18 protein-coding genes and 1 tRNA gene are annotated in these 17423 nt (G+C 60.3%); 4 read left to right on the top strand and 15 right to left on the bottom strand.

The window, feature by feature from the left end:
- Positions 1-9 precede the first annotated feature (9 nt).
- The 4 genes from ACYJRZ_RS20680 to argH all read right to left on the bottom strand — a co-directional run bounded on the left by ACYJRZ_RS20680 (position 10) and on the right by argH (position 5961).
- Complete coding sequence (locus ACYJRZ_RS20680; protein ID WP_459462040.1) at positions 10-2754, bottom strand: TIGR02302 family protein; 2745 nt, start codon at positions 2752-2754, stop codon at positions 10-12.
- 227 nt (positions 2755-2981) lie between these two features.
- Positions 2982-4253, bottom strand: a complete 1272-nt coding sequence (lysA, locus tag ACYJRZ_RS20685; RefSeq protein WP_459462042.1) for a diaminopimelate decarboxylase — start codon at positions 4251-4253, stop codon at positions 2982-2984.
- Positions 4254-4266: 13 nt separating this feature from the next.
- Positions 4267-4461, bottom strand: a complete 195-nt coding sequence (gene lptM, locus ACYJRZ_RS20690) for an LPS translocon maturation chaperone LptM (RefSeq protein WP_015341316.1) — start codon at positions 4459-4461, stop codon at positions 4267-4269.
- 99 nt (positions 4462-4560) lie between these two features.
- Entirely contained in the window at positions 4561-5961 is a 1401-nt protein-coding gene (gene argH / locus ACYJRZ_RS20695; protein ID WP_145636286.1) for an argininosuccinate lyase, read from the bottom strand.
- Positions 5962-5984: 23 nt separating this feature from the next.
- On the opposite strand from argH, the gene tlpA reads away from it, so the two are divergent.
- Entirely contained in the window at positions 5985-6650 is a 666-nt protein-coding gene (gene tlpA, locus ACYJRZ_RS20700; protein WP_459462044.1) for a thiol:disulfide interchange protein TlpA, read from the top strand.
- Between the two features lie 208 nt (positions 6651-6858).
- Here the strand turns inward: tlpA and ACYJRZ_RS20705 are convergent, their stop codons facing one another.
- The 6 genes from ACYJRZ_RS20705 to ACYJRZ_RS20730 all read right to left on the bottom strand — a co-directional run bounded on the left by ACYJRZ_RS20705 (position 6859) and on the right by ACYJRZ_RS20730 (position 11608).
- Positions 6859-7737 (bottom strand): 3-hydroxybutyryl-CoA dehydrogenase, encoded by an 879-nt coding sequence (locus tag ACYJRZ_RS20705; protein WP_459462046.1) that lies wholly within the window; start codon positions 7735-7737, stop codon positions 6859-6861.
- 144 nt (positions 7738-7881) lie between these two features.
- Positions 7882-8811 carry an electron transfer flavoprotein subunit alpha/FixB family protein gene (locus tag ACYJRZ_RS20710; RefSeq protein WP_459462048.1) on the bottom strand — a complete coding sequence of 310 codons (930 nt, stop codon included), beginning with the start codon at positions 8809-8811 and terminating at the stop codon, positions 7882-7884.
- A gap of 26 nt (positions 8812-8837) precedes the next feature.
- The gene (locus ACYJRZ_RS20715) at positions 8838-9587 is read right to left on the bottom strand and encodes an electron transfer flavoprotein subunit beta/FixA family protein (protein ID WP_459462050.1); all 750 of its coding nucleotides are present in this window, start codon (positions 9585-9587) and stop codon (positions 8838-8840) included.
- A 195-nt stretch (positions 9588-9782) separates the two neighbouring features.
- Entirely contained in the window at positions 9783-10361 is a 579-nt protein-coding gene (locus tag ACYJRZ_RS20720) for a cob(I)yrinic acid a,c-diamide adenosyltransferase (RefSeq protein ID WP_459462052.1), read from the bottom strand.
- A gap of 91 nt (positions 10362-10452) precedes the next feature.
- Positions 10453-10656 (bottom strand): twin transmembrane helix small protein, encoded by a 204-nt coding sequence (locus tag ACYJRZ_RS20725; protein WP_015341309.1) that lies wholly within the window; start codon positions 10654-10656, stop codon positions 10453-10455.
- A gap of 118 nt (positions 10657-10774) precedes the next feature.
- Complete coding sequence (locus ACYJRZ_RS20730; RefSeq protein ID WP_459462055.1) at positions 10775-11608, bottom strand: SDR family oxidoreductase; 834 nt, start codon at positions 11606-11608, stop codon at positions 10775-10777.
- 112 nt (positions 11609-11720) lie between these two features.
- Between ACYJRZ_RS20730 and ACYJRZ_RS20735 the strand changes: the two genes are divergently transcribed.
- Complete coding sequence (locus ACYJRZ_RS20735; RefSeq protein ID WP_459462057.1) at positions 11721-12668, top strand: YihY/virulence factor BrkB family protein; 948 nt, start codon at positions 11721-11723, stop codon at positions 12666-12668.
- Here ACYJRZ_RS20735 and gluQRS read toward each other — a convergent pair.
- Positions 12633-13514, bottom strand: coding sequence for a tRNA glutamyl-Q(34) synthetase GluQRS (gene gluQRS, locus ACYJRZ_RS20740; protein WP_459462059.1), 882 nt, complete (start codon positions 13512-13514; stop codon positions 12633-12635). The genes ACYJRZ_RS20735 and gluQRS overlap by 36 nt on opposite strands.
- Between gluQRS and ACYJRZ_RS20745 the strand changes: the two genes are divergently transcribed.
- Positions 13513-14202 carry a DNA-3-methyladenine glycosylase family protein gene (locus ACYJRZ_RS20745; RefSeq protein ID WP_459462061.1) on the top strand — a complete coding sequence of 230 codons (690 nt, stop codon included), beginning with the start codon at positions 13513-13515 and terminating at the stop codon, positions 14200-14202. The genes gluQRS and ACYJRZ_RS20745 overlap by 2 nt on opposite strands.
- A 112-nt stretch (positions 14203-14314) precedes the next feature.
- Complete coding sequence (locus ACYJRZ_RS20750) at positions 14315-14872, top strand: HNH endonuclease (RefSeq protein ID WP_149635818.1); 558 nt, start codon at positions 14315-14317, stop codon at positions 14870-14872.
- A gap of 191 nt (positions 14873-15063) precedes the next feature.
- Here ACYJRZ_RS20750 and ACYJRZ_RS20755 read toward each other — a convergent pair whose 3' ends face one another.
- The 4 genes from ACYJRZ_RS20755 to ACYJRZ_RS20770 all read right to left on the bottom strand — a co-directional run bounded on the left by ACYJRZ_RS20755 (position 15064) and on the right by ACYJRZ_RS20770 (position 17378).
- Positions 15064-15576, bottom strand: a complete 513-nt coding sequence (locus ACYJRZ_RS20755) for a disulfide bond formation protein B (RefSeq protein ID WP_459462063.1) — start codon at positions 15574-15576, stop codon at positions 15064-15066.
- Between the two features lie 19 nt (positions 15577-15595).
- Positions 15596-16189: a YqaA family protein gene (locus tag ACYJRZ_RS20760; protein WP_459462065.1), complete on the bottom strand. Its 594-nt coding sequence runs from the start codon at positions 16187-16189 to the stop codon at positions 15596-15598.
- Between the two features lie 154 nt (positions 16190-16343).
- A complete protein-coding gene (locus ACYJRZ_RS20765) occupies positions 16344-16826 on the bottom strand; it encodes a hypothetical protein (RefSeq protein ID WP_459462067.1) in 483 nt (160 codons plus the stop codon).
- Positions 16827-17293: 467 nt separating this feature from the next.
- Positions 17294-17378, bottom strand: a tRNA-Leu gene (locus tag ACYJRZ_RS20770).
- Positions 17379-17423 lie beyond the last annotated feature (45 nt).

Below are 17423 nucleotides of genomic sequence, written 5' to 3' on the forward strand. Positions count from 1 at the left end.
CAGGATGCCTTACTGACCCAAATTTAGCAAACGTTCCAGATAGCGCCGTTCTTCGCTGAGCGATGGGTTGTTGCTCAGCCGCTCGCGAATGGCGTCGAGAATTTGGCGGGCGCGCTCTGCCTTAAAAATCTCCGGCACCATGTTATCGTTGGGGTTGTCAGAGAAACCACCGTCGTTGCGTGACCGGCCGAGCGGGTCGCGGCCATTTTGGCCTCCCTGGCCCATCTGTCCAGGCATCTGGCCCTGACCTTGGCCTTGCCCCTGTTGCTGCATCTGGGCCATGAGCTGGTTCATCATCTCGCGGGTGCCCTTGCGTAGGGCATCCAGCGCGCGTCCCTGACCCTGCACGGCGCCTTCGCCATTGCCTTCGGCAAGCTGGCCTGATGCACCCTTCATTTCCTGCTGCGCCTTGCCGTAATTCTGGTTCGGCTTCATGCCGAGCGAGCCAAGGTCTTTCTGCAGCTCACCGAGCTGCTTGCCGAGATCCTCCTGCTGCTGGCGCAATTGCTTCAGCGCGTCGCGCAGCTGATCGGCGGTCATGCCGTCGGTGGGGTCCCTGCTCTTCTGGCCCTGCTGGTTCTGGCCTTGCTGCTGATCCTGCTGGCCCTGATTGCGCTGGCCCATATCCGGCCGCATTGGATCGTTGAGGCCGGGCATGGGCTGATCCAGCAAGCCGTCGCCATCCTCATTGGAATCGCCGCGCTGCATACGGTCGCGCATGGCCTGATCGAGCTTGAAGGTCTGATCCATCAGCTTCTGCTGATCACGCATGATGCGGCCGAGCTTGTCCATCTGCTCGCGCATCTTGTCGTTGGCCTGGTTCTGCTGCTGCCCGGGCTGCGGCTTGCCGGCCTGCAGGCTGTTCATCAGCTGCTGGAGTTCGGAAAGCATCTGCTGTGCGGCCTGACGATTGCCGGAGCGGGCGAGATTCTCGATCTGATCCATCATGCGCTGCAGATCCTGCTGGCGCAGGATATTGGCGGAGCGCTGGTTCGGCTGGGCCGGCATGTTGCGCATGCGCTCGGCCAGTTCCTTCATATAGGCGTCCATCGCCTTGCGCAGCTCGTCGGTCAGCTTCTTGATCTCGGCATCAGAGGCGTTGCGCTGCAGAGCGTCGGAAAGCTTCTGCTGGGCATCGCGCAAGGCCTTTTCCGCATCGGTCAGCTGCGCGTCTTCCATGCCGAGCGCGATCTGCCAGAGGTAATCGGCGGTGTCCTTCAGCGAGGCCTCGTTGCTCGCGAGCTTCATCCGCGTCAGCGCGGACTTGATGGCGAGATAGTTGCCGAGATCAGGAATGGTCTCTTCGGGCCGTATGGTCAGCGATTTGTTGAGCTCGATCGCCTCCGGCATCTTCCGCGTGTCGAGCGCAAATACCTGGCGTTCTTCTGCAACGGCTGCTGCAAGTGGCTGGCTGAAATTGCGTGATGGCAATACCATCTCGTAGGGTGAGCTGCGGCCCGTCTGACCGGCACCGTCCTTGGCGACGAGGGTGATGCGGACGCGCTTGCCGGCAAGCGGATCTTGCGTCAGATCGTGGCTCGCCAGACCCTTGCCGTTGCGCCGGTCGCGGCGCGGCATTTCGAGCTTGAATTCCGGCAAGCCATAGAGCGGCATCGCGGCGGGATCGGATTCGACCGGCACGATCTCGGCATAGGCTTCCTCAACGCCGTAGTCGTCCTTGACCTTGAAGCCGAGTTCCAGTGCGCCGCTCGCCGTCGCATGCGGAATGCCGTCGAAGGTGATCTCCGGCGGTTTGTCGACGACCAAATTGAAGGACCAGGACTTGCCGTTGACGGTGAGTTCGCCACCTTTCTTAAGCTTGAGAACGTGGGTGCGAGCAACCATCCCGTCTACAGCCGAGATATTGCCGGTGCCGTTTGCTGCGGGCGGCCCGGCGGGAGGCGTTGCTGGTCTCGCGCCAGCCGGACCCTGTTTGTCGGCATCAGCGGCCTGCTCGGGAATTTCGACGCCTTTTTCTGCGCCAGTCGCCTGAAACAGCACCTTCTCATCCGTGGCAGCGCCCGAAACACGCACCGTGAGCTCGGAGAATTGCGGCACGTTCAGGCTATTGCCGGCATTGTCGACATTGCCTGTCAGATAGACGGGCGCTTCGCCGGTGTAATAGGGCGGGGTAACCCAGGCATCGACACGGATATCCGGGTTGCTCGACGTCGAGCTCGATGCCGTGAAGGCATCGCCGAGTGAGCCGCCGCTATTGGACATGGAAAAGCTGAAAGCTGTGACCAGCAACAGGGTCGGGATGGCGCGCAATGCGAAGCGGTCGTAGCGGGTAATATCCGGCCTTGGCAGGCCGGCATCCAGCGCCGCGATGCGCTCGGCCATGCGGGTCTGGTGCTCTCGCCAGAGGGCGCGGGCAAAGGGAGTGTCGAGCGCCGGTTCTTCTTCCTGCACCGTAACGGGCTGGTGGGCGAGACCGTTGCGCTCTTCCAGCAGTCGGTCCGCCTCGAGGGTGTTCGGCCAGCGCAGGCGGCGCAGCGGATAGAGGGAGATGGCGAAGCCGACCGCGAAGATGGCAAGCAGCAGAAAGCGCAGAACATCCGGCGCAATGCGGAAAATGCCGAACCAGGCCATGGACAGAAAAAGGGCCAGAATGGACGCGGGCAGCAGCAGCCGCGGCAGCAGCTGTTCGCTGACGAGCACCAGCTGTGCAAAGAGGCGCTTGACCGCAACCATGCGCGCGAGCGCCGGACGGCTGGCAAAAGCGCCCTTCTTAGGGTTGCTGGGGCTGGTCATCGGTCCGGTCTTCTCCGATCTGACGTTGATGGCTAGCAGCCGGCGCGGCGTCCCACACGCTCACACACGCGGCGCCCGGCGAGACACCGTTCAATCAAAGATAACATTCTTTGTGGCGAAGACGAGGGCAACGAGCATGAAAGGCAGCTTTTTCACCGGACTTCGCTTAAACGTGATCGGGTAGGGCGGCTATTCCACCGTCCCCCGAAATCATGGATTGAAGCCGATTATCCCTCAAGCCAGGCCGGGATGGAATCCAGCCCGATCAGATCCTCGTAGGTGGCGCGCGGGCGGATGACGTGGAACTCATTGCCCTTGACCAGCACTTCGGGAACCAGAAGCCGGCTGTTGTAGGTGCCGGCCTGCACGGCGCCATAGGCACCGGCTGAGCCGACGGCCAGCAGATCGCCGGACTTCGGCAGCGCCATCTCGCGGTCGAGTGCCAGATAGTCGCCAGTCTCGCAGACCGGGCCGACGACATCGACCTTGATGCGCTTGATATCGGCAGCACTCGTCACAACCGGACGGATCTCGTGATAGGCTTCATAGAGCGTCGGGCGAATGAGGTCGTTCATGGCGCCGTCGACGATGACGAAGCTCTTGTCGCCGCCATCCTTCACATAGATGACTTCGGTCACCAGAATACCGGCATTTCCGACGATCAGGCGGCCTGGCTCGGTGACGATCCGGCAGTTGAGACCGCGCAGCTGGTTCTTGACGATTTCAGCATAGGCATCCGGCAAAGGCGGCGGATTGTTGTCGTCGCGATAGGGAATGCCGAGGCCGCCGCCGATATCGACATGATGGAGATCGTGGCCATCGCCGCGCAGCGTTTCCACGAGGTCGCGCAGCAGCTTGAAGGCATCGTCGAAGGGCTGCAGCTCGGTAATCTGGCTGCCGATATGCATGTCGATGCCGGTGACCTTGATACCAGGCAGGCTGGCGGCACGTTCATAAACGGCGCGGGCACGCAGCCAGGAAATGCCGAACTTGTTTTCCTTCTTGCCGGTCGAGATCTTCGCATGAGTGCGGGCATCGACATCCGGATTGATGCGGAAGGAAACCGGAGCGACCTTGCCGGCGCGGACGGCGCGCTGGTTCAGCACTTCCAGCTCTGGTTCCGATTCGACATTGAAGCAGTAGATGCCGGCTTCGAGCGCCACATCCATTTCCTGCGCCGTCTTGCCGACGCCGGAGAACATGATGCGGTTTGCGGGGATGCCCGCAGCCAATGCGCGGCGAAGCTCACCGACAGAGACCACATCGACGCCGGCGCCCAGGCGGCCAAGCGTCTTCAGCACCGCCTGGTTGGAATTGGCCTTCATGGCGTAGCAGACCATGGCATCGACATCGCCGAAGGCTTCGGCGAAGACGCGGTAGTGGCGCTCTAGCGTTGCCGTCGAATAGACGTAAAAGGGGGTACCGACCGCCTTTGCGATCTCGGGAACCGGTACATCCTCGGCGTAGAGGATGCCGTCGCGATATTCAAAATGGTTCACGGTCGTTGCCTAATCAGAGAAGCGGGTCGAGGAAGAACTTCTTGTCCTCCGTACCCGGCTCCTTCGTCGGCTTGGAGACGTCACCGCCTTTGGTAGCATGGGCACTCGGCGGATCGAGAGGGCCCTTGCGGCCACATCCGACGACGGCAAGGCCGACGACCGAAAGCACGACGGTCAGGCGGATGATGTGCGGCATGTTGATCTGCATCGAAATCCTCTTGGGCGGCAAACGCGGAAGTCACTCTTCTTAGCGAAGTTTCCAGGCCTTGTGCACCCTGATTGTTGGTTGTGACTTTCGGCGATTTTCTCAGTTGCGAGCGCGCCAGAAGGCGATCTGCTTGCGCACTTCCGAGGGCGCCGTGCCGCCAAAACTCTTGCGGCTGGCGACCGAGGCCTCGACCGTCAGGACATCGAAGATCTTGTCGGTGATATCCGGATGGATCGCCTGCAAGTCCGCAAGCGAGAGCTCAGCCAGCTCGCAGGACTTGCTTTCGGCAAGCGCCACGGCGCGGCCCGTCACATGGTGGGCATCGCGGAAGGGCAAGCCTGCTTCGCGCACCAGCCAATCGGCGAGATCGGTTGCGGTGGAATAGCCAGAGCCGGCGGCAGCCTTCATACGGGCTGTGTTGATCGTCATGTCGCGCATCATGCCGGTCATGGCGGCAATGGCCAATTCCAGGCTTTCGGCAGCGTCGAAGACCTGTTCCTTGTCTTCCTGCATGTCCTTGGAATAGGCGAGCGGCAGGCCCTTCATGATCGTCAGCAGCGCCACCAGCGAGCCGTTGATGCGGCCGGTCTTGGCGCGCACGAGTTCGGCGGCATCCGGGTTCTTCTTCTGCGGCATGATGGAGGAGCCGGTGGAGAAGGCGTCGGAAAGGCGCACGAAGCCGAATTGCGGCGTCGACCAGATGACGATCTCTTCGGCAAGGCGTGACAGGTGCATGCCGGCGATCGCGGCAATTGACAGGAATTCCAGGGCGAAATCGCGGTCGGAGACGGTATCGATCGAGTTACGCGTCGGCTCGCGGAAGCCGAGCGCCTTAGCCGTCATGTGGCGGTCGATCGGGAAGCCGGTGCCGGCAAGGGCCGCGGCGCCGATCGGCGATTCATCCATATGCTCGATGGCGTGGCGCACGCGCGAGCGGTCACGGCCGAACATTTCGACATAGGCCATGCAGTGATGACCGAAGGTGACGGGCTGTGCCGTCTGCAGATGGGTGAAGCCGGGCATGACGGTTTCGGCATGCTCCTCGGCGCGGTCGAGGAAGGCGGCGATCAGATCGGTCAGCGCCTGCTCGCACTTCTGCAGCTCTTCCTTCACCCACAGACGGAAATCGAGCGCCACCTGGTCGTTGCGCGAGCGGGCGGTGTGCAGGCGGCCGGCGGCTGGGCCGATCAGGGTCGCAAGCCGCGCCTCGACGTTCATATGGATGTCTTCGAGGCGGCGGGAGAACTCGAAATTGCCGCTTTCGATCTCTGACAGGATCGTGTTCAACCCGTGAACGATCTTGTCTTTATCCTCGGTTGAAATGATGCCTTGATTGGCGAGCATGCTGGCATGTGCGATTGAACCGCGGATATCCTGGGCAAACAGCTTCTTGTCGAAATCGATCGAGGCATTTATCTCCTCCATGATTGCCGCGGGGCCGGAAGCGAAACGCCCGCCCCACATCTGGTTGGAGGATTTGGTGTCCGTGCCGTCAGTCATGAGATGCCCACCTGGAGAATGTAATGACAGCAAAGAAGCCGTTCGGTCTGCCGTCCATGAAACTTGTTATGCTTGCCGCCGTCGCCGGGGTTATTGCCGGTGCGGCAGCGGTATACGTGAAGGAGGCAGGGTATGGCAATGGCATTGGTGAAACGGCCTCGGCCGATCAATGCGGAACGGCCAGGGATCGTGCCGCTGCCCTGACGCCTTTTACCAAGGGCCAGGTCGCTGCCATGAGCGTGCCGCCGGCGCCGATCTCGCTTCAGGGCGTCTCCTTCAAGGGGGCTGAAGGGCAGCCGCTGTCGATCAGCAGTTTCGCCGGCAAGACCGTGCTCTTGAATGTCTGGGCGACATGGTGCGTGCCGTGCCGCGAGGAAATGCCGGCACTGAACGCGCTCGAAAAGAGCGTCGGCAGCGACAAGTTCGAAGTGGTTGCCGTCAATATCGATACCGGCGACGACGAAAAGACCAAGGCCTTTCGTGCGGAATATGCGATCGACAAGCTCGGCTACTACCGCGACAACACGATGGGCGTGTTCAACGTGCTGAAGAAGCAGGGCCTCGCCTTCGGCCTGCCGGTGACGCTTCTCATCGACAACAAGGGTTGCCTGCTATCGGCCATGAACGGACCGGCGGCGTGGGATAGCGAGGATGCCAGGAACCTGGTGAAGGCTGCTGCGGGGATTTAAGCGCTTGGGGTGTACTATCACCCGCTCTCGCCCTTCGAAGGTCGCTTGCGCTCCCACCTCAGGGTGAGGGCTAATCTATTGTGTCTGCTGCAATTCCCAACATTTTCAGTGGTCGCCATGCAGTTTCGTTCCGCCCTCATGGTGAGGCGCGGAGCCCAAAGAGCGAAGCCTAGAATCAAGAGAGTCGGCCCCGGGGACCTGAAAGCAACTACCGTGTCGGAACCGGCGTTTCCCCGCGATAGTCATAGAAGCCTCGGCCGGATTTACGGCCGAGCCATCCCGCTTCGACATATTTAACCAGCAGCGGGCAGGGGCGATATTTGGAATCGGCGAGCCCGTCATGCAGAATCTGCATGATCGAGAGGCAGGTATCGAGGCCGATGAAGTCGGCAAGCTGCAGCGGGCCCATGGGATGGTTGGCGCCGAGCCGCATGGCGGTGTCGATGGCATCGACGGTGCCCACGCCCTCATAGAGCGTGTAGATAGCCTCGTTGATCATCGGCAGCAGGATGCGGTTGACGATGAAGGCCGGGAAATCCTCGGCGACGGTGATCGTCTTTTCAAGCGAGGAGACATAGTCCTTGGCGGTGGAGAAGGTCGATTCGTCGGTGGCGATGCCGCGCACCAGTTCCACCAGCTTCATGACCGGAACCGGGTTCATGAAGTGGATGCCCATGAAACGCTCGGGACGGTCGGTTGCGGAGGCAAGGCGGGTAATGGACAGCGACGAGGTATTGGTCGCCAGCAGCGCTTCAGGCTTCAGAACGGGACATACCTGCGCGTAGATCTTGCGCTTGACGCTTTCGTCTTCCGTTGCGGCCTCGATAGCGAGATCGACCTGGGCGAGATCGTTGAGATCGGCGGAGCCTGTGATGCGGGAGAGCGCGGCCTTGCGCTCTTCGTCGGTCGTCTTGCCGGATGCGACCTGCCGGGCGAGATTGCCGTTGATGGTAGCAAGGCCGCTCTCGATGCGATCCTGCGAGAGATCGTAGATATGGACCTTGTAGCCGGCCATGGCGGACACATGGGCAATGCCGCAGCCCATCTGGCCCGCGCCGATAATACCGATCGTCTTCAGCGAACTCATTGCCAACTCCCCGGCGCGCTCCTGGCGATGCGCTATGCTTTTAATTCAAATTTGCCGGGCCATTTCTAGCCCGGCAAAGATTGATAGACCTATAAAAGACGATTTTCCAGTCTCTCGCAACTGCGAGAAACTTTATCGGCGCGATCAGAGCGCCTTTTGCAATTCCGGCAGCGCTTCGAAGAGGTCAGCGACGAGGCCGTAGTCTGCGATCTGGAAGATCGGGGCTTCCTCGTCCTTGTTGATGGCGACGATGACCTTCGAATCCTTCATGCCGGCCAAATGCTGGATGGCCCCGGAAATGCCGCAGGCGATGTAGAGCTGCGGTGCCACCACCTTGCCCGTCTGTCCGACCTGCCAGTCGTTTGGCGCATAGCCGGCATCGACAGCAGCGCGCGATGCGCCGACGGCGGCGCCGAGCTTGTCGGCAACCGGAAGGATGACTTCCCTGAACTTCTCGGCAGAGCCGAGCGCACGGCCGCCCGAGATGATGATCTTGGCAGAGGTCAGCTCCGGACGGTCCGAGGAAGACAGCGCATCGCCGACGAAGGTGGAGAGCGCCGGATCGGCAGCCGCAGAAACGGTCTCGATCGCAGCCGAGCCGCCTTCGGCAGCAGATGCGAAGGAAGCCGTGCGCACGGTAATGACCTTCTTGGCATCGGTGGATTGCACCGTCTGGATGGCGTTGCCGGCATAGATCGGCCGCTTGAAGGTGTCGGCGGAAACGACTTCGATGATCTCCGAGACCTGGGCGACATCGAGCAGGGCAGCAACGCGCGGCAGCACGTTCTTGCCGACCGAAGTGGCAGCGCCGATGATCACGTCATAGGAGCCGGAAAGCGATACGATCAGTGCCGCCAGCGGTTCTGCGAGATTGTTGGCGAGGCTTGCATCCTCAGCAACCAGTACCTTCGAGACACCGGCAAGCTTTGCCGCCTGCTCGGCCGCAGTCTTGGCGCCTGCGCCGGCAACAAGCACGTGAACGTCGCCGCCGATCTGGGTGGCAGCCGTCAGCGCCTTGGCGGTCTGGTCGGAGAGGTGGGCGTTGTCGTGATCAGCCAGAAGAAGAATGGCCATATGTCTAACTCCTCGTTCGGACTGGGTTAAAGCACGCCGGCTTCGGTCTTGAGCTTCTCGACCAGCTCGGCAACCGAGCCGACCTTGACACCGGCCTTGCGGCCGCCGGGCTCTTCCGTCTTCAGGACCTTCAGCCGTGGCTCGGTCGAGACGCCGAAATCGGCAGGCGATTTCTTGTCGAGCGGCTTCTTCTTGGCCTTCATGATATTCGGCAGCGAGGCATAGCGCGGCTCGTTCAAGCGCAGGTCGGTCGTGACGACAGCCGGAAGCTTGACTTCGATGGTCTGCAGGCCGCCATCCACTTCGCGGGTGACCTTGGCGCTTCCATCACCGATCTCGATCTTCGAGGCGAAGGTTGCCTGGGCTGTGCCAAGCAGGGCTGCCAGCATCTGGCCGGTCTGGTTCGAATCGTCATCGATCGCCTGCTTGCCGACGATGATGAGGCCCGGCTGTTCGGCATCGGCAACGCCCTTCAGGATCTTGGCGACGGCGAGCGGCTCGACGGCATCGTCGGTCTCGACCAGAATGGCGCGATCCGCGCCCATGGCGAGCGCCGTGCGAAGCGTTTCCTCAGCCTTGGCAGGCCCGATCGAAACGACCACCACTTCTTCGGCCTTCCCGGCTTCCTTCAGACGCAGCGCCTCTTCGACCGAGATCTCGTCGAACGGGTTCATCGACATCTTCACGTTCGAAAGCTCAACGCCAGAACCATCCGGCTTCACGCGGATCTTTACGTTGTAGTCAACGACCCGCTTAACGGGAACCAGTATCTTCATGGAATCCTTCCTTCAACATGACCGCCCGAGAACATGCGCTGCTTAGCGCCATTCCATTTGTCGAATGGCGACATGGATACGCGTTTTTTCCCCAATTACAACGCTTCCAGGTCGCCGAGAGACGAATTGCTTGAAAGGCATAAATAACGTTTACGTTAACGTCAATATATTTGCCTTGGCGATTGGCGCATGCCTCTATCGATTTTTGCCGGGAACCCACAGCACATCGCCTCGGCCCTTATCATTGGCGTAGCGCGCCGCGACGAAAAGCAAATCGGAGAGCCGGTTGATATATTTCAGCGCCGCCGGGCTGACGCGTTCGCCTTGCTCGCGCGACAGGGCCACCATCAGGCGTTCGGCACGCCTGGCGATGGTGCGGGCGAGATGCAGATGTGCGGAGGCGGGACTGCCGGCCGGCAGAACGAAGGATTTCAAAGGCTCGAGATTGGCGTTGAGCAAATCGATATCGTGTTCCAGGCGTTCGACCTGATGGTCGGTGATGCGCAAGGGTTCATAGGCTAGCGGCGCATCGGTTTCCGGCGTCGAAAGATCGGCGCCGAGATCGAAGAGATCGTTCTGGATGCGCATCAGCATCGCGTCGACTTCGGGCATATCTGACACATACAGGCGGGCAACGCCGATGGCGGAATTGGCTTCATCGACCGTGCCATAGCTTTCGACGCGCAAATCATGCTTCAGCCGCCTCGGGCCGGCGGCAAGGCCCGTGGTGCCATCGTCGCCGGTCTTGGTGTAGATCTTGTTGAGCTTGACCATCGTATTCCTGTGGCTAGAGCCTTTCGCTTTTCTTCGGATCTCGAAACGCTCTAACTCTTTATTTTATGCAAATCCGGACGGAAAATCGCCTCTAGGCTGGGCGGCCGCCGCCCGTCAGCCAGAGCGTCAGCATGATCAGGATCACCGCGACTGCCTGCAGCAGCACGCGCAATTGCATCAGCCGGTTCGAAAGGTTCGGATTGTCGCCTTTCATCATGTTCAGCAGGCCGCGAATGAGAACGATCGCGACGAGTCCCATGACAATGATGGCGGCAACATAAGTAACGGTAGACATGGCTCCTCCATCCTTGTCTTCATGGCAGCTCGGTCTTCAATGGAAGCTCCGGTCTGCCATTTCTTGAGTTTCACGCAATTCCGCGCGGAAAACCGCCGCGCACTTTTCCGGGATTGCTCTAGTCCAGCCGGCGCATCAGACGATAGAAAAGGTTAGCCGGCAATAGCCTTTTCAAAAGCATGCCCTGCTTGGCGGGCGTCGTTACCAGATAGTGCGGGCGCGGGTTTCTCACGTTCAAAGCCAATTTTAGCACATCATAGACGGCTTCTGGGCCTAATTTATGTTTACTGATCGGGCCTGAGCCGTCCAGTCGCCTGAGCTGCCTGCGATATTCCACCGCATGCACCGAGCCTTCGAGGTCGATATGCTCGTTGATCTTGGCAAGCGCATTGGCGGTAAACTTCGTCGCGATCGGGCCGGGCTCGATGAGGCTCACATGGATGCCGCTATCCTGCAACTCCATTCTGAGCGTTATCGTCAGTCCTTCGAGTGCGAACTTCGAAGCGGTATAGGCGCCGCGGAAGCGATAGGGGACCAGTCCGAGAATGGAGGAACAGTTGACGATACGGCCATACCTCTGGTTGCGCATCAGTGGCAGGATCTGGCGCGTGAGTTCGTGCCAGCCAAAGAAATTCGTCTCGAACTGCTCGCGCAGCACATCGGTTGTCAGATCCTCGACGGCGCCCGGCTGCCCGTAGGCGCCATTGTTGAACAGGGCGTCGACGCGGTCGCCCGTGCGCTCACGCACTGTCGCTACGGTGGAGGAAATGGTCTCGGGCCTTGTATAGTCAAGAAGCAGCGCTTCGATGCCGTCGGCCTCGAGTGGGGCGAGATCTTCCTGCTTGCGCACGGTTGCAAAGACGCGCCATCCATCGGTCTTCAATGCGCGTGCGCAGTAAGCGCCGATGCCGGAGGAGCAACCAGTGACGAGGATCGTGCGTTGTTCCGTCATGGGAAGATGATTCCTGTACAAACCGAAACTCGTTTCCCATATTCAGGAACCCGATACAATCGACAACCGGCGGTACCAGCCGGGATGAATGCCGACGCCGAGCGGAGATGGAATGCCGACAGCCCTGCGGACGATTTACAAGGTGATCTACGACGCAGTGTTCCATTTCGTCGAGGATGATGGGTTTGCCATGGCAAGCCACGTGGCTCTGTCGACACTGCTGGCGGTTTTTCCCTTCCTGATCTTCGGTACGGCGCTCGCGAGCTTTCTCGGCGCCAGCCAGTTTTCATCGACGGCGGTACACCTGATCTTCGACACATGGCCGGAGGCGATCGCTAAACCGCTTGCCGACCAGGTCGTGCAGGTGCTGACCGTTCCGCGCGGCGGGCTTTTGACGATCTCGGTGCTTGCAGCCGCCTATTTCGCGTCGAACGGCGTCGAGGCGCTGCGCATATCGCTGAACCGCGCCTATCGCGTGCCTGAGACACGGCCGTGGTATTTCAACCGTCTCGCCAGCCTCGGTTATGTGCTGATCGCGGTGCTGATTTTCGCCATTCTCAGCATTCTGCTCGTCGCTGTGCCGCTCGCGCTCAATTACACCAGGCAATGGCTGCCCAAGCTCGCCGATATCCTCGATATCGTCTTCAGCTGGCGGATCTACGGCACGATCTTTCTGCTCTTGGCGGGTCTGCTGATCCTACATCTGTGGCTGGCGGCTGGACGCAGGCGGTTGTTCGATGTCATTCCCGGCGTGATATTGACGCTGGTCTTCTGGTCGATCGGCGCGCTGCTCTTTGCCTACTATCTCTCGACCTTCGCCAATTACACTGCCACCTATGCCGGTCTGGCATCCGTGATGATCGTGCTGATTTTTCTCTATATGTTGGCCGTGATCTTCATCATGGGTGCAGAGATCAATGCGGCGCTGATGAAATTCCGCGTGCGCCGTCTGCTGTTCGGCAAGGCGGCAAGTCGTTCTGCGGAGGTGCCGACGGAAAAGGCATCGCCGGAATCAAAGGGCACATCAGAGGCCGATGCGGCGGCGAAGCTCCGCCGGTGAGAGGCCCCGGCTGCGCCATTCGGCAATGCCGGTGTCGCCCATGCTCTTGGAGAGCTTTTTGCCATCTGCACCGAGGACGAGGCGATGGTGATGATAGAGCGGTTCCGGCAGGCCGAGCAGCGTCTGCAGCAGTCGATGAATCGAAGTGGCGTGGAAGAGGTCGAGCCCCCGCACGACATTCGTGATGCCCTGCACCGCGTCGTCGACCACGACCGAAAGATGGTAGCTCGAGGGCGCATCGGAACGCGACAGCACGACATCGCCCCAGGCGGCGGGATCGGCCGGAATAATGCCCGTCTCGCCGTCGCCGCTTTCCTGCCAGTGCAATGGTTCGTCCACCGCCGCCTGCGCCCTTTTCATATCGAGACGCCAGGCGTGTTTCATGCCCGATGCCAGCAGGCGCCGCTTGTCGGCATCGCTGCGCTCGCGATCGTCGGGCGGATAGAGCGGCGTGCCGTCCGGGTCGCGCGGCCATGATTTGCCACCCGCCTCGAAAGCGACAACGCGTGATTTGACCTCGCCGCGGGTCAGGAAGGCGGGATAGACGAGGCCGCGCTCGATAAGCGTCTGCAACGCTGTCTGATAGGCTGGAAAATGCTCGGACTGCCGGCGCACCGGCTGTTGCCAGCTGAGGCCGAGCCAGGAGAGATCGGTATAGATGCCCTCTTCGAAATCGGGTGTGCAGCGCGCCTGATCTATGTCTTCGATGCGCAGCAGGAAATCACCGCCGGTTTTCCGCGCCATCTCGTGATTGAGGATCGCCGACAGCGCATGGCCGAGATGCAGTGGGCCGTTCGGGCTTGGGGCAAAACGGAATTTCGGCTTTTGACGGGGAATCTCGATCATGCTTTCTTCTGCCACGAATTTGAACCAGGGACTACGAGACGTCATGCACATCATTCGCGACGAGCGCGATATCGAACAGGGATTGGCAGCCCTTTTGGAGCTCGACCCGCGCCTGCGGCCCGTTGCCGCAGAGGCTGGAGCCTTGCCGCTGCGCCTGCGCGAACCGGGCTTCGAGGGGCTTGCCCATATCATCGTATCGCAGGTCGTCTCCCGCGCCAGTGCCGATGCGATCTGGGGGAAGATGATCGTTGGAATGGGGAAGGTGACCGCCGAAGGCTATGCCGGTCTCGAGCCGGAAGCATGGCGGACTTTCGGCTTGTCGCGAATCAAGCACGAAACGCTTCACCGCGTTGCCGATGCCGTCACCGGCGGCAGCCTCGATCTCCATGCGCTCAGCGCCGAATCACCTGACAAGGCGCTTGCCGAACTGACATCGATCAAGGGAATCGGCCCTTGGACGGCCGAGGTCTACCTGATGTTTTGCGGCGGTCACGCAGATGTGTTTCCGGCCGGCGACGTTGCGCTGCAGGCGGCCGTCGGCATGGCTTTCGGCCATGAAGTCAGGCCCTTGGCCAAGGCCGTTGCCCTGGAAGCCGCGGCTTGGGCGCCCTGGCGCTCGGTCGCGGCCCGGCTTTTCTGGGCCTATTATGCCGTGAAAACACGCCGGGATGCGCTGCCTATAGTTTAATCGGCCGCCTCCCTGAAATCGCCTTTATGCACTGAATTTATTGGACTTCACAATCCTGTAACAACCGGCCTAATATACAGGATGTAGATGCCGAATCGATCAGGAGGGTTCCTTGACGATTGCAGTCTCCCCGCAGTCCTTGCCGGCGCTCGTGCTGAACGCTGACTACAGACCGCTGAGTTACTATCCCTTGTCGCTCTGGTCCTGGCAGGACGCGATCAAGGCGGTTTTTCTTGACCGTGTGAACATCATCGCAGAATACGATCAATGCGTGTCCTCACCGAGCTTCTCGATGCGGCTGCCGAGCGTCGTATGCCTGAAGACATATGTGCAGCCGTCCCGCAATCCCGCCTTCACCCGCTTCAATGTCTTTCTGCGCGACCGGTTCGAATGCCAGTATTGCGGCTCCCATGACGACCTGACCTTCGACCACGTCATCCCGCGCGCCCATGGCGGCGAGACGACCTGGGAGAACGTCGTGGCCGCCTGTTCGCCGTGCAACCTGCGCAAGGGCAGCAAGCTGCCGAAGCAGGCCGGCATGTTCCCGGCGCAGAAGCCATACCAGCCGACCGTGCAGGACCTGCACAACAACGGCCGGCTCTTCCCGCCGAACTACCTGCACGACAGCTGGCTCGACTATCTCTACTGGGATTCGGAACTGCAGCCGTAAATTTCCTTCTCCCCTCGGGGAGAAGGTGGCCCAAAGGGTCGGATGAGGGGGAGCGGCGGCACGCAAATTTCCCTTTTCGCTTGCCGCTCAAGGCCCTCGTCGCTTCGCTTCTCGCCCCCCTCATCCGGCCGCTCGCGGTTTCGCTTTGCTCACCTGCTCGCGTTCACCTTTCCTCCGCAGGAGAGAAGGGTTTAAGCAGCCTTCTTCGCCCCCACAAAAGCAATCGCAGCCAAGATCACGCTGGCGATCACATTCCAGCCAGCCATCGAAAGGCCGGCAACACGAAGGGCTGCTTCCGTGCAGGACGGCCCCTTGATGGTGTTCAGCTGGCCGAGGAGATCGCCGGCATTCTGCGTGACGCTGCTGGCCGTTGTTGAGCAGGTGGTCGGGCCTTCCCAGAAGTGCCATTCGACGCCGGCGTGATAGACGCCGATGCCGCCGCCGACCACCATCATCAGGCCGGCGATGATCAGCAGCCCGCGGGTGATCCAGGAGGGCAGGCCGGCAACCGCCGTCAGCACGGCGATGATGGCGACGGGGATGCCGTAATAATAGGGCTGGCGCTGGTCCAGGCAGAGCGCGCAGGGGATATAGCCGCCAATATACTGGAAGCCGAGAGCCGAGCCGATGACGACGATCATGCCGATCGTCAGTAGGACGCCATAGCCGAGACCGGCGCGGGAGGAAGGCGAAGTCATGGACATGCGTTGGGGGCTCCTTGGATCAGCTCGCCAGGGCAAAATGGAAGACGGCGTAGAGGGCGATGAGAACGGCGGCGGCTGCCATAGCGATCTGGCCCAGGCGCTTCTCGATGAAATGGCGGATGGATTCGCCATAGCGGCGAAGCAGGAAGGCCAGGAGAAAGAAGCGCCCGCCGCGCGCGACGATGGCGGAGATGATGAACAGGCCGAGATCGATATGGGCGACGCCGGAGAGGATCGTCACCACCTTGATCGGCGGCAGATGCGCCAGACCCGATGTGACCAGCAGCAGTAGAACCCATTCATAGGTGATGCCGGCGCTCATCTGGTTGAACGCATCGAGCTTGCCGTAGAATTCGAGGATCGGCTTGGCGATGGTCTCGAAGGCATAGTAGCCGAGCGCCCAGCCGGCAATGCCGCCAAGCACGGAGGCAACCGTCGCCGTCAGCGCATAGCGCCAGGCACGCTCGGGCTTGGCAAGCGACATCGGCAGGAAAAGCACATCCGCCGGAACGAGAAAGATGGAGCTCTCGACGAAGGCGATAACGGCCAACCAGATTTCCGCCGATTTGCGGCCGGCGAGCGACATGGTCCAGTCGTAAAGTTTACGAAGCATGAGGGCCCCCTTTTTGCTGCGTTGCAAACCTTTAGGGGGCAGGATTATGGCTGTAAATGGTCGAGGGCTGATGGAAATGGCGGAAAGGCAAAATTTTTCGTGATGGTGAAACGTTCGATGCCGGGACTCCGCCCGGTGATCAGGCGCTAAGGCTCTAGCCAGTACAGGTCATCACGCCATCTCTAACAATGTCAGCCCATTTAGTTCCAAGCGTTTCCTTCGCAGAAAGCGCATTTTGAGCCCCAGGCTCACCGTTCTTAAACATATGCACCGCCAGCTTCTGATTATGACGGCCGGCGACGAACATAGGTCCAGGCTGATAAACGGTGTTGGCTTGGTAAAAGCCGGTATTGCCTGAGAAAGTCGCAGTGCCAGTCGTTGAGTAAGATCCCGGCATCTGAACCAGATGGGTCGTGTCCTGCCCTTGCTGACCGACTATTATATACCGATCATAGCCTGCCTTGATTGTTTCGATCGCTGCTTGTTTTTCAGCGACCTTCATTGCACCCTCATCTCCGCAAACTGGCGCGGCGCTCGTGCTTATGATTGCCTCGTTTTGCGAAATTCGCATCGCACTGGAACGTGCGCAGCCCGCAGCGAGCAGGCAGAGGCCTACCGCGACGACGATTTTAAACATGCCCAATGCCCCTCAAACTCTTTCGCGGTAGAGTTGATTGTAGTGCACCTTAAGTCAACCAACATTTTCGGTGCTTGCCCATCGGCGCTGAAATTGCTGAGAAAGCGTTTTTCTTGCAACGCAAGTGCTCAGTAGCAATTGCTGAGCGTTTGGAATTGGAGCTTTTAATGCGACGCAATTTCGTATTGCTTAGCTTCTTGCTTGCTTATCTCGTCCCCAAATTCATCATCATCCTAGTAAGAGTCGGTTGGGGTGGGCGCCGCCTAGGTCACATCTATCGGCCATGTTGTGGCGCAAGGAGTGGACGGCATAGAGGGGATTTTCGGTGATAGGAGGTACGGTTTCTAAGGGTCAACCAAAGATAAATAGTCACGTCTTCCGTGCCTGGCGCTGTAGCAGTTTGCTGTCGCAGATGGAGACTCAAGTCATTGAGGTCATAGCAAGTGATTGAGTTATTTGAGGATTTTTGGTGCCCCATGCCGGAGTCGAACCAGCACTTCTTTCGAAACTCGATTTTGAGTCGAGCGCGTCTACCAATTCCGCCAATGGGGCAACGGGGTACTGACGAGGCGGCTGTCTAGCATGTGAGCGGCGGGG

This window comes from Rhizobium sp. No.120, assembly GCF_054558365.1.

Excerpts from the sequence above, each read along its gene's own strand:
- ACYJRZ_RS20680 (WP_459462040.1), bottom strand. The coding sequence starts at position 2,754 with ATGACCAGCCCCAGCAACCCTAAGAAGGGCGCTTTTGCCAGCCGTCCG.
- lptM (WP_015341316.1), bottom strand. The coding sequence starts at position 4,461 with ATGCAGATCAACATGCCGCACATCATCCGCCTGACCGTCGTGCTTTCG.
- argH (WP_145636286.1), bottom strand. The coding sequence starts at position 5,961 with ATGACTGACGGCACGGACACCAAATCCTCCAACCAGATGTGGGGCGGG.
- tlpA (WP_459462044.1), top strand. The coding sequence starts at position 5,985 with ATGACAGCAAAGAAGCCGTTCGGTCTGCCGTCCATGAAACTTGTTATG.
- ACYJRZ_RS20705 (WP_459462046.1), bottom strand. The coding sequence starts at position 7,737 with ATGAGTTCGCTGAAGACGATCGGTATTATCGGCGCGGGCCAGATGGGC.
- ACYJRZ_RS20710 (WP_459462048.1), bottom strand. The coding sequence starts at position 8,811 with ATGGCCATTCTTCTTCTGGCTGATCACGACAACGCCCACCTCTCCGAC.
- ACYJRZ_RS20715 (WP_459462050.1), bottom strand. The coding sequence starts at position 9,587 with ATGAAGATACTGGTTCCCGTTAAGCGGGTCGTTGACTACAACGTAAAG.
- ACYJRZ_RS20720 (WP_459462052.1), bottom strand. The coding sequence starts at position 10,361 with ATGGTCAAGCTCAACAAGATCTACACCAAGACCGGCGACGATGGCACC.
- ACYJRZ_RS20725 (WP_015341309.1), bottom strand. The coding sequence starts at position 10,656 with ATGTCTACCGTTACTTATGTTGCCGCCATCATTGTCATGGGACTCGTC.
- ACYJRZ_RS20730 (WP_459462055.1), bottom strand. The coding sequence starts at position 11,608 with ATGACGGAACAACGCACGATCCTCGTCACTGGTTGCTCCTCCGGCATC.
- ACYJRZ_RS20735 (WP_459462057.1), top strand. The coding sequence starts at position 11,721 with ATGCCGACAGCCCTGCGGACGATTTACAAGGTGATCTACGACGCAGTG.
- ACYJRZ_RS20745 (WP_459462061.1), top strand. The coding sequence starts at position 13,513 with ATGCTTTCTTCTGCCACGAATTTGAACCAGGGACTACGAGACGTCATG.
- gluQRS (WP_459462059.1), bottom strand. The coding sequence starts at position 13,514 with ATGATCGAGATTCCCCGTCAAAAGCCGAAATTCCGTTTTGCCCCAAGC.
- ACYJRZ_RS20755 (WP_459462063.1), bottom strand. The coding sequence starts at position 15,576 with ATGTCCATGACTTCGCCTTCCTCCCGCGCCGGTCTCGGCTATGGCGTC.
- ACYJRZ_RS20760 (WP_459462065.1), bottom strand. The coding sequence starts at position 16,189 with ATGCTTCGTAAACTTTACGACTGGACCATGTCGCTCGCCGGCCGCAAA.
- ACYJRZ_RS20765 (WP_459462067.1), bottom strand. The coding sequence starts at position 16,826 with ATGTTTAAAATCGTCGTCGCGGTAGGCCTCTGCCTGCTCGCTGCGGGC.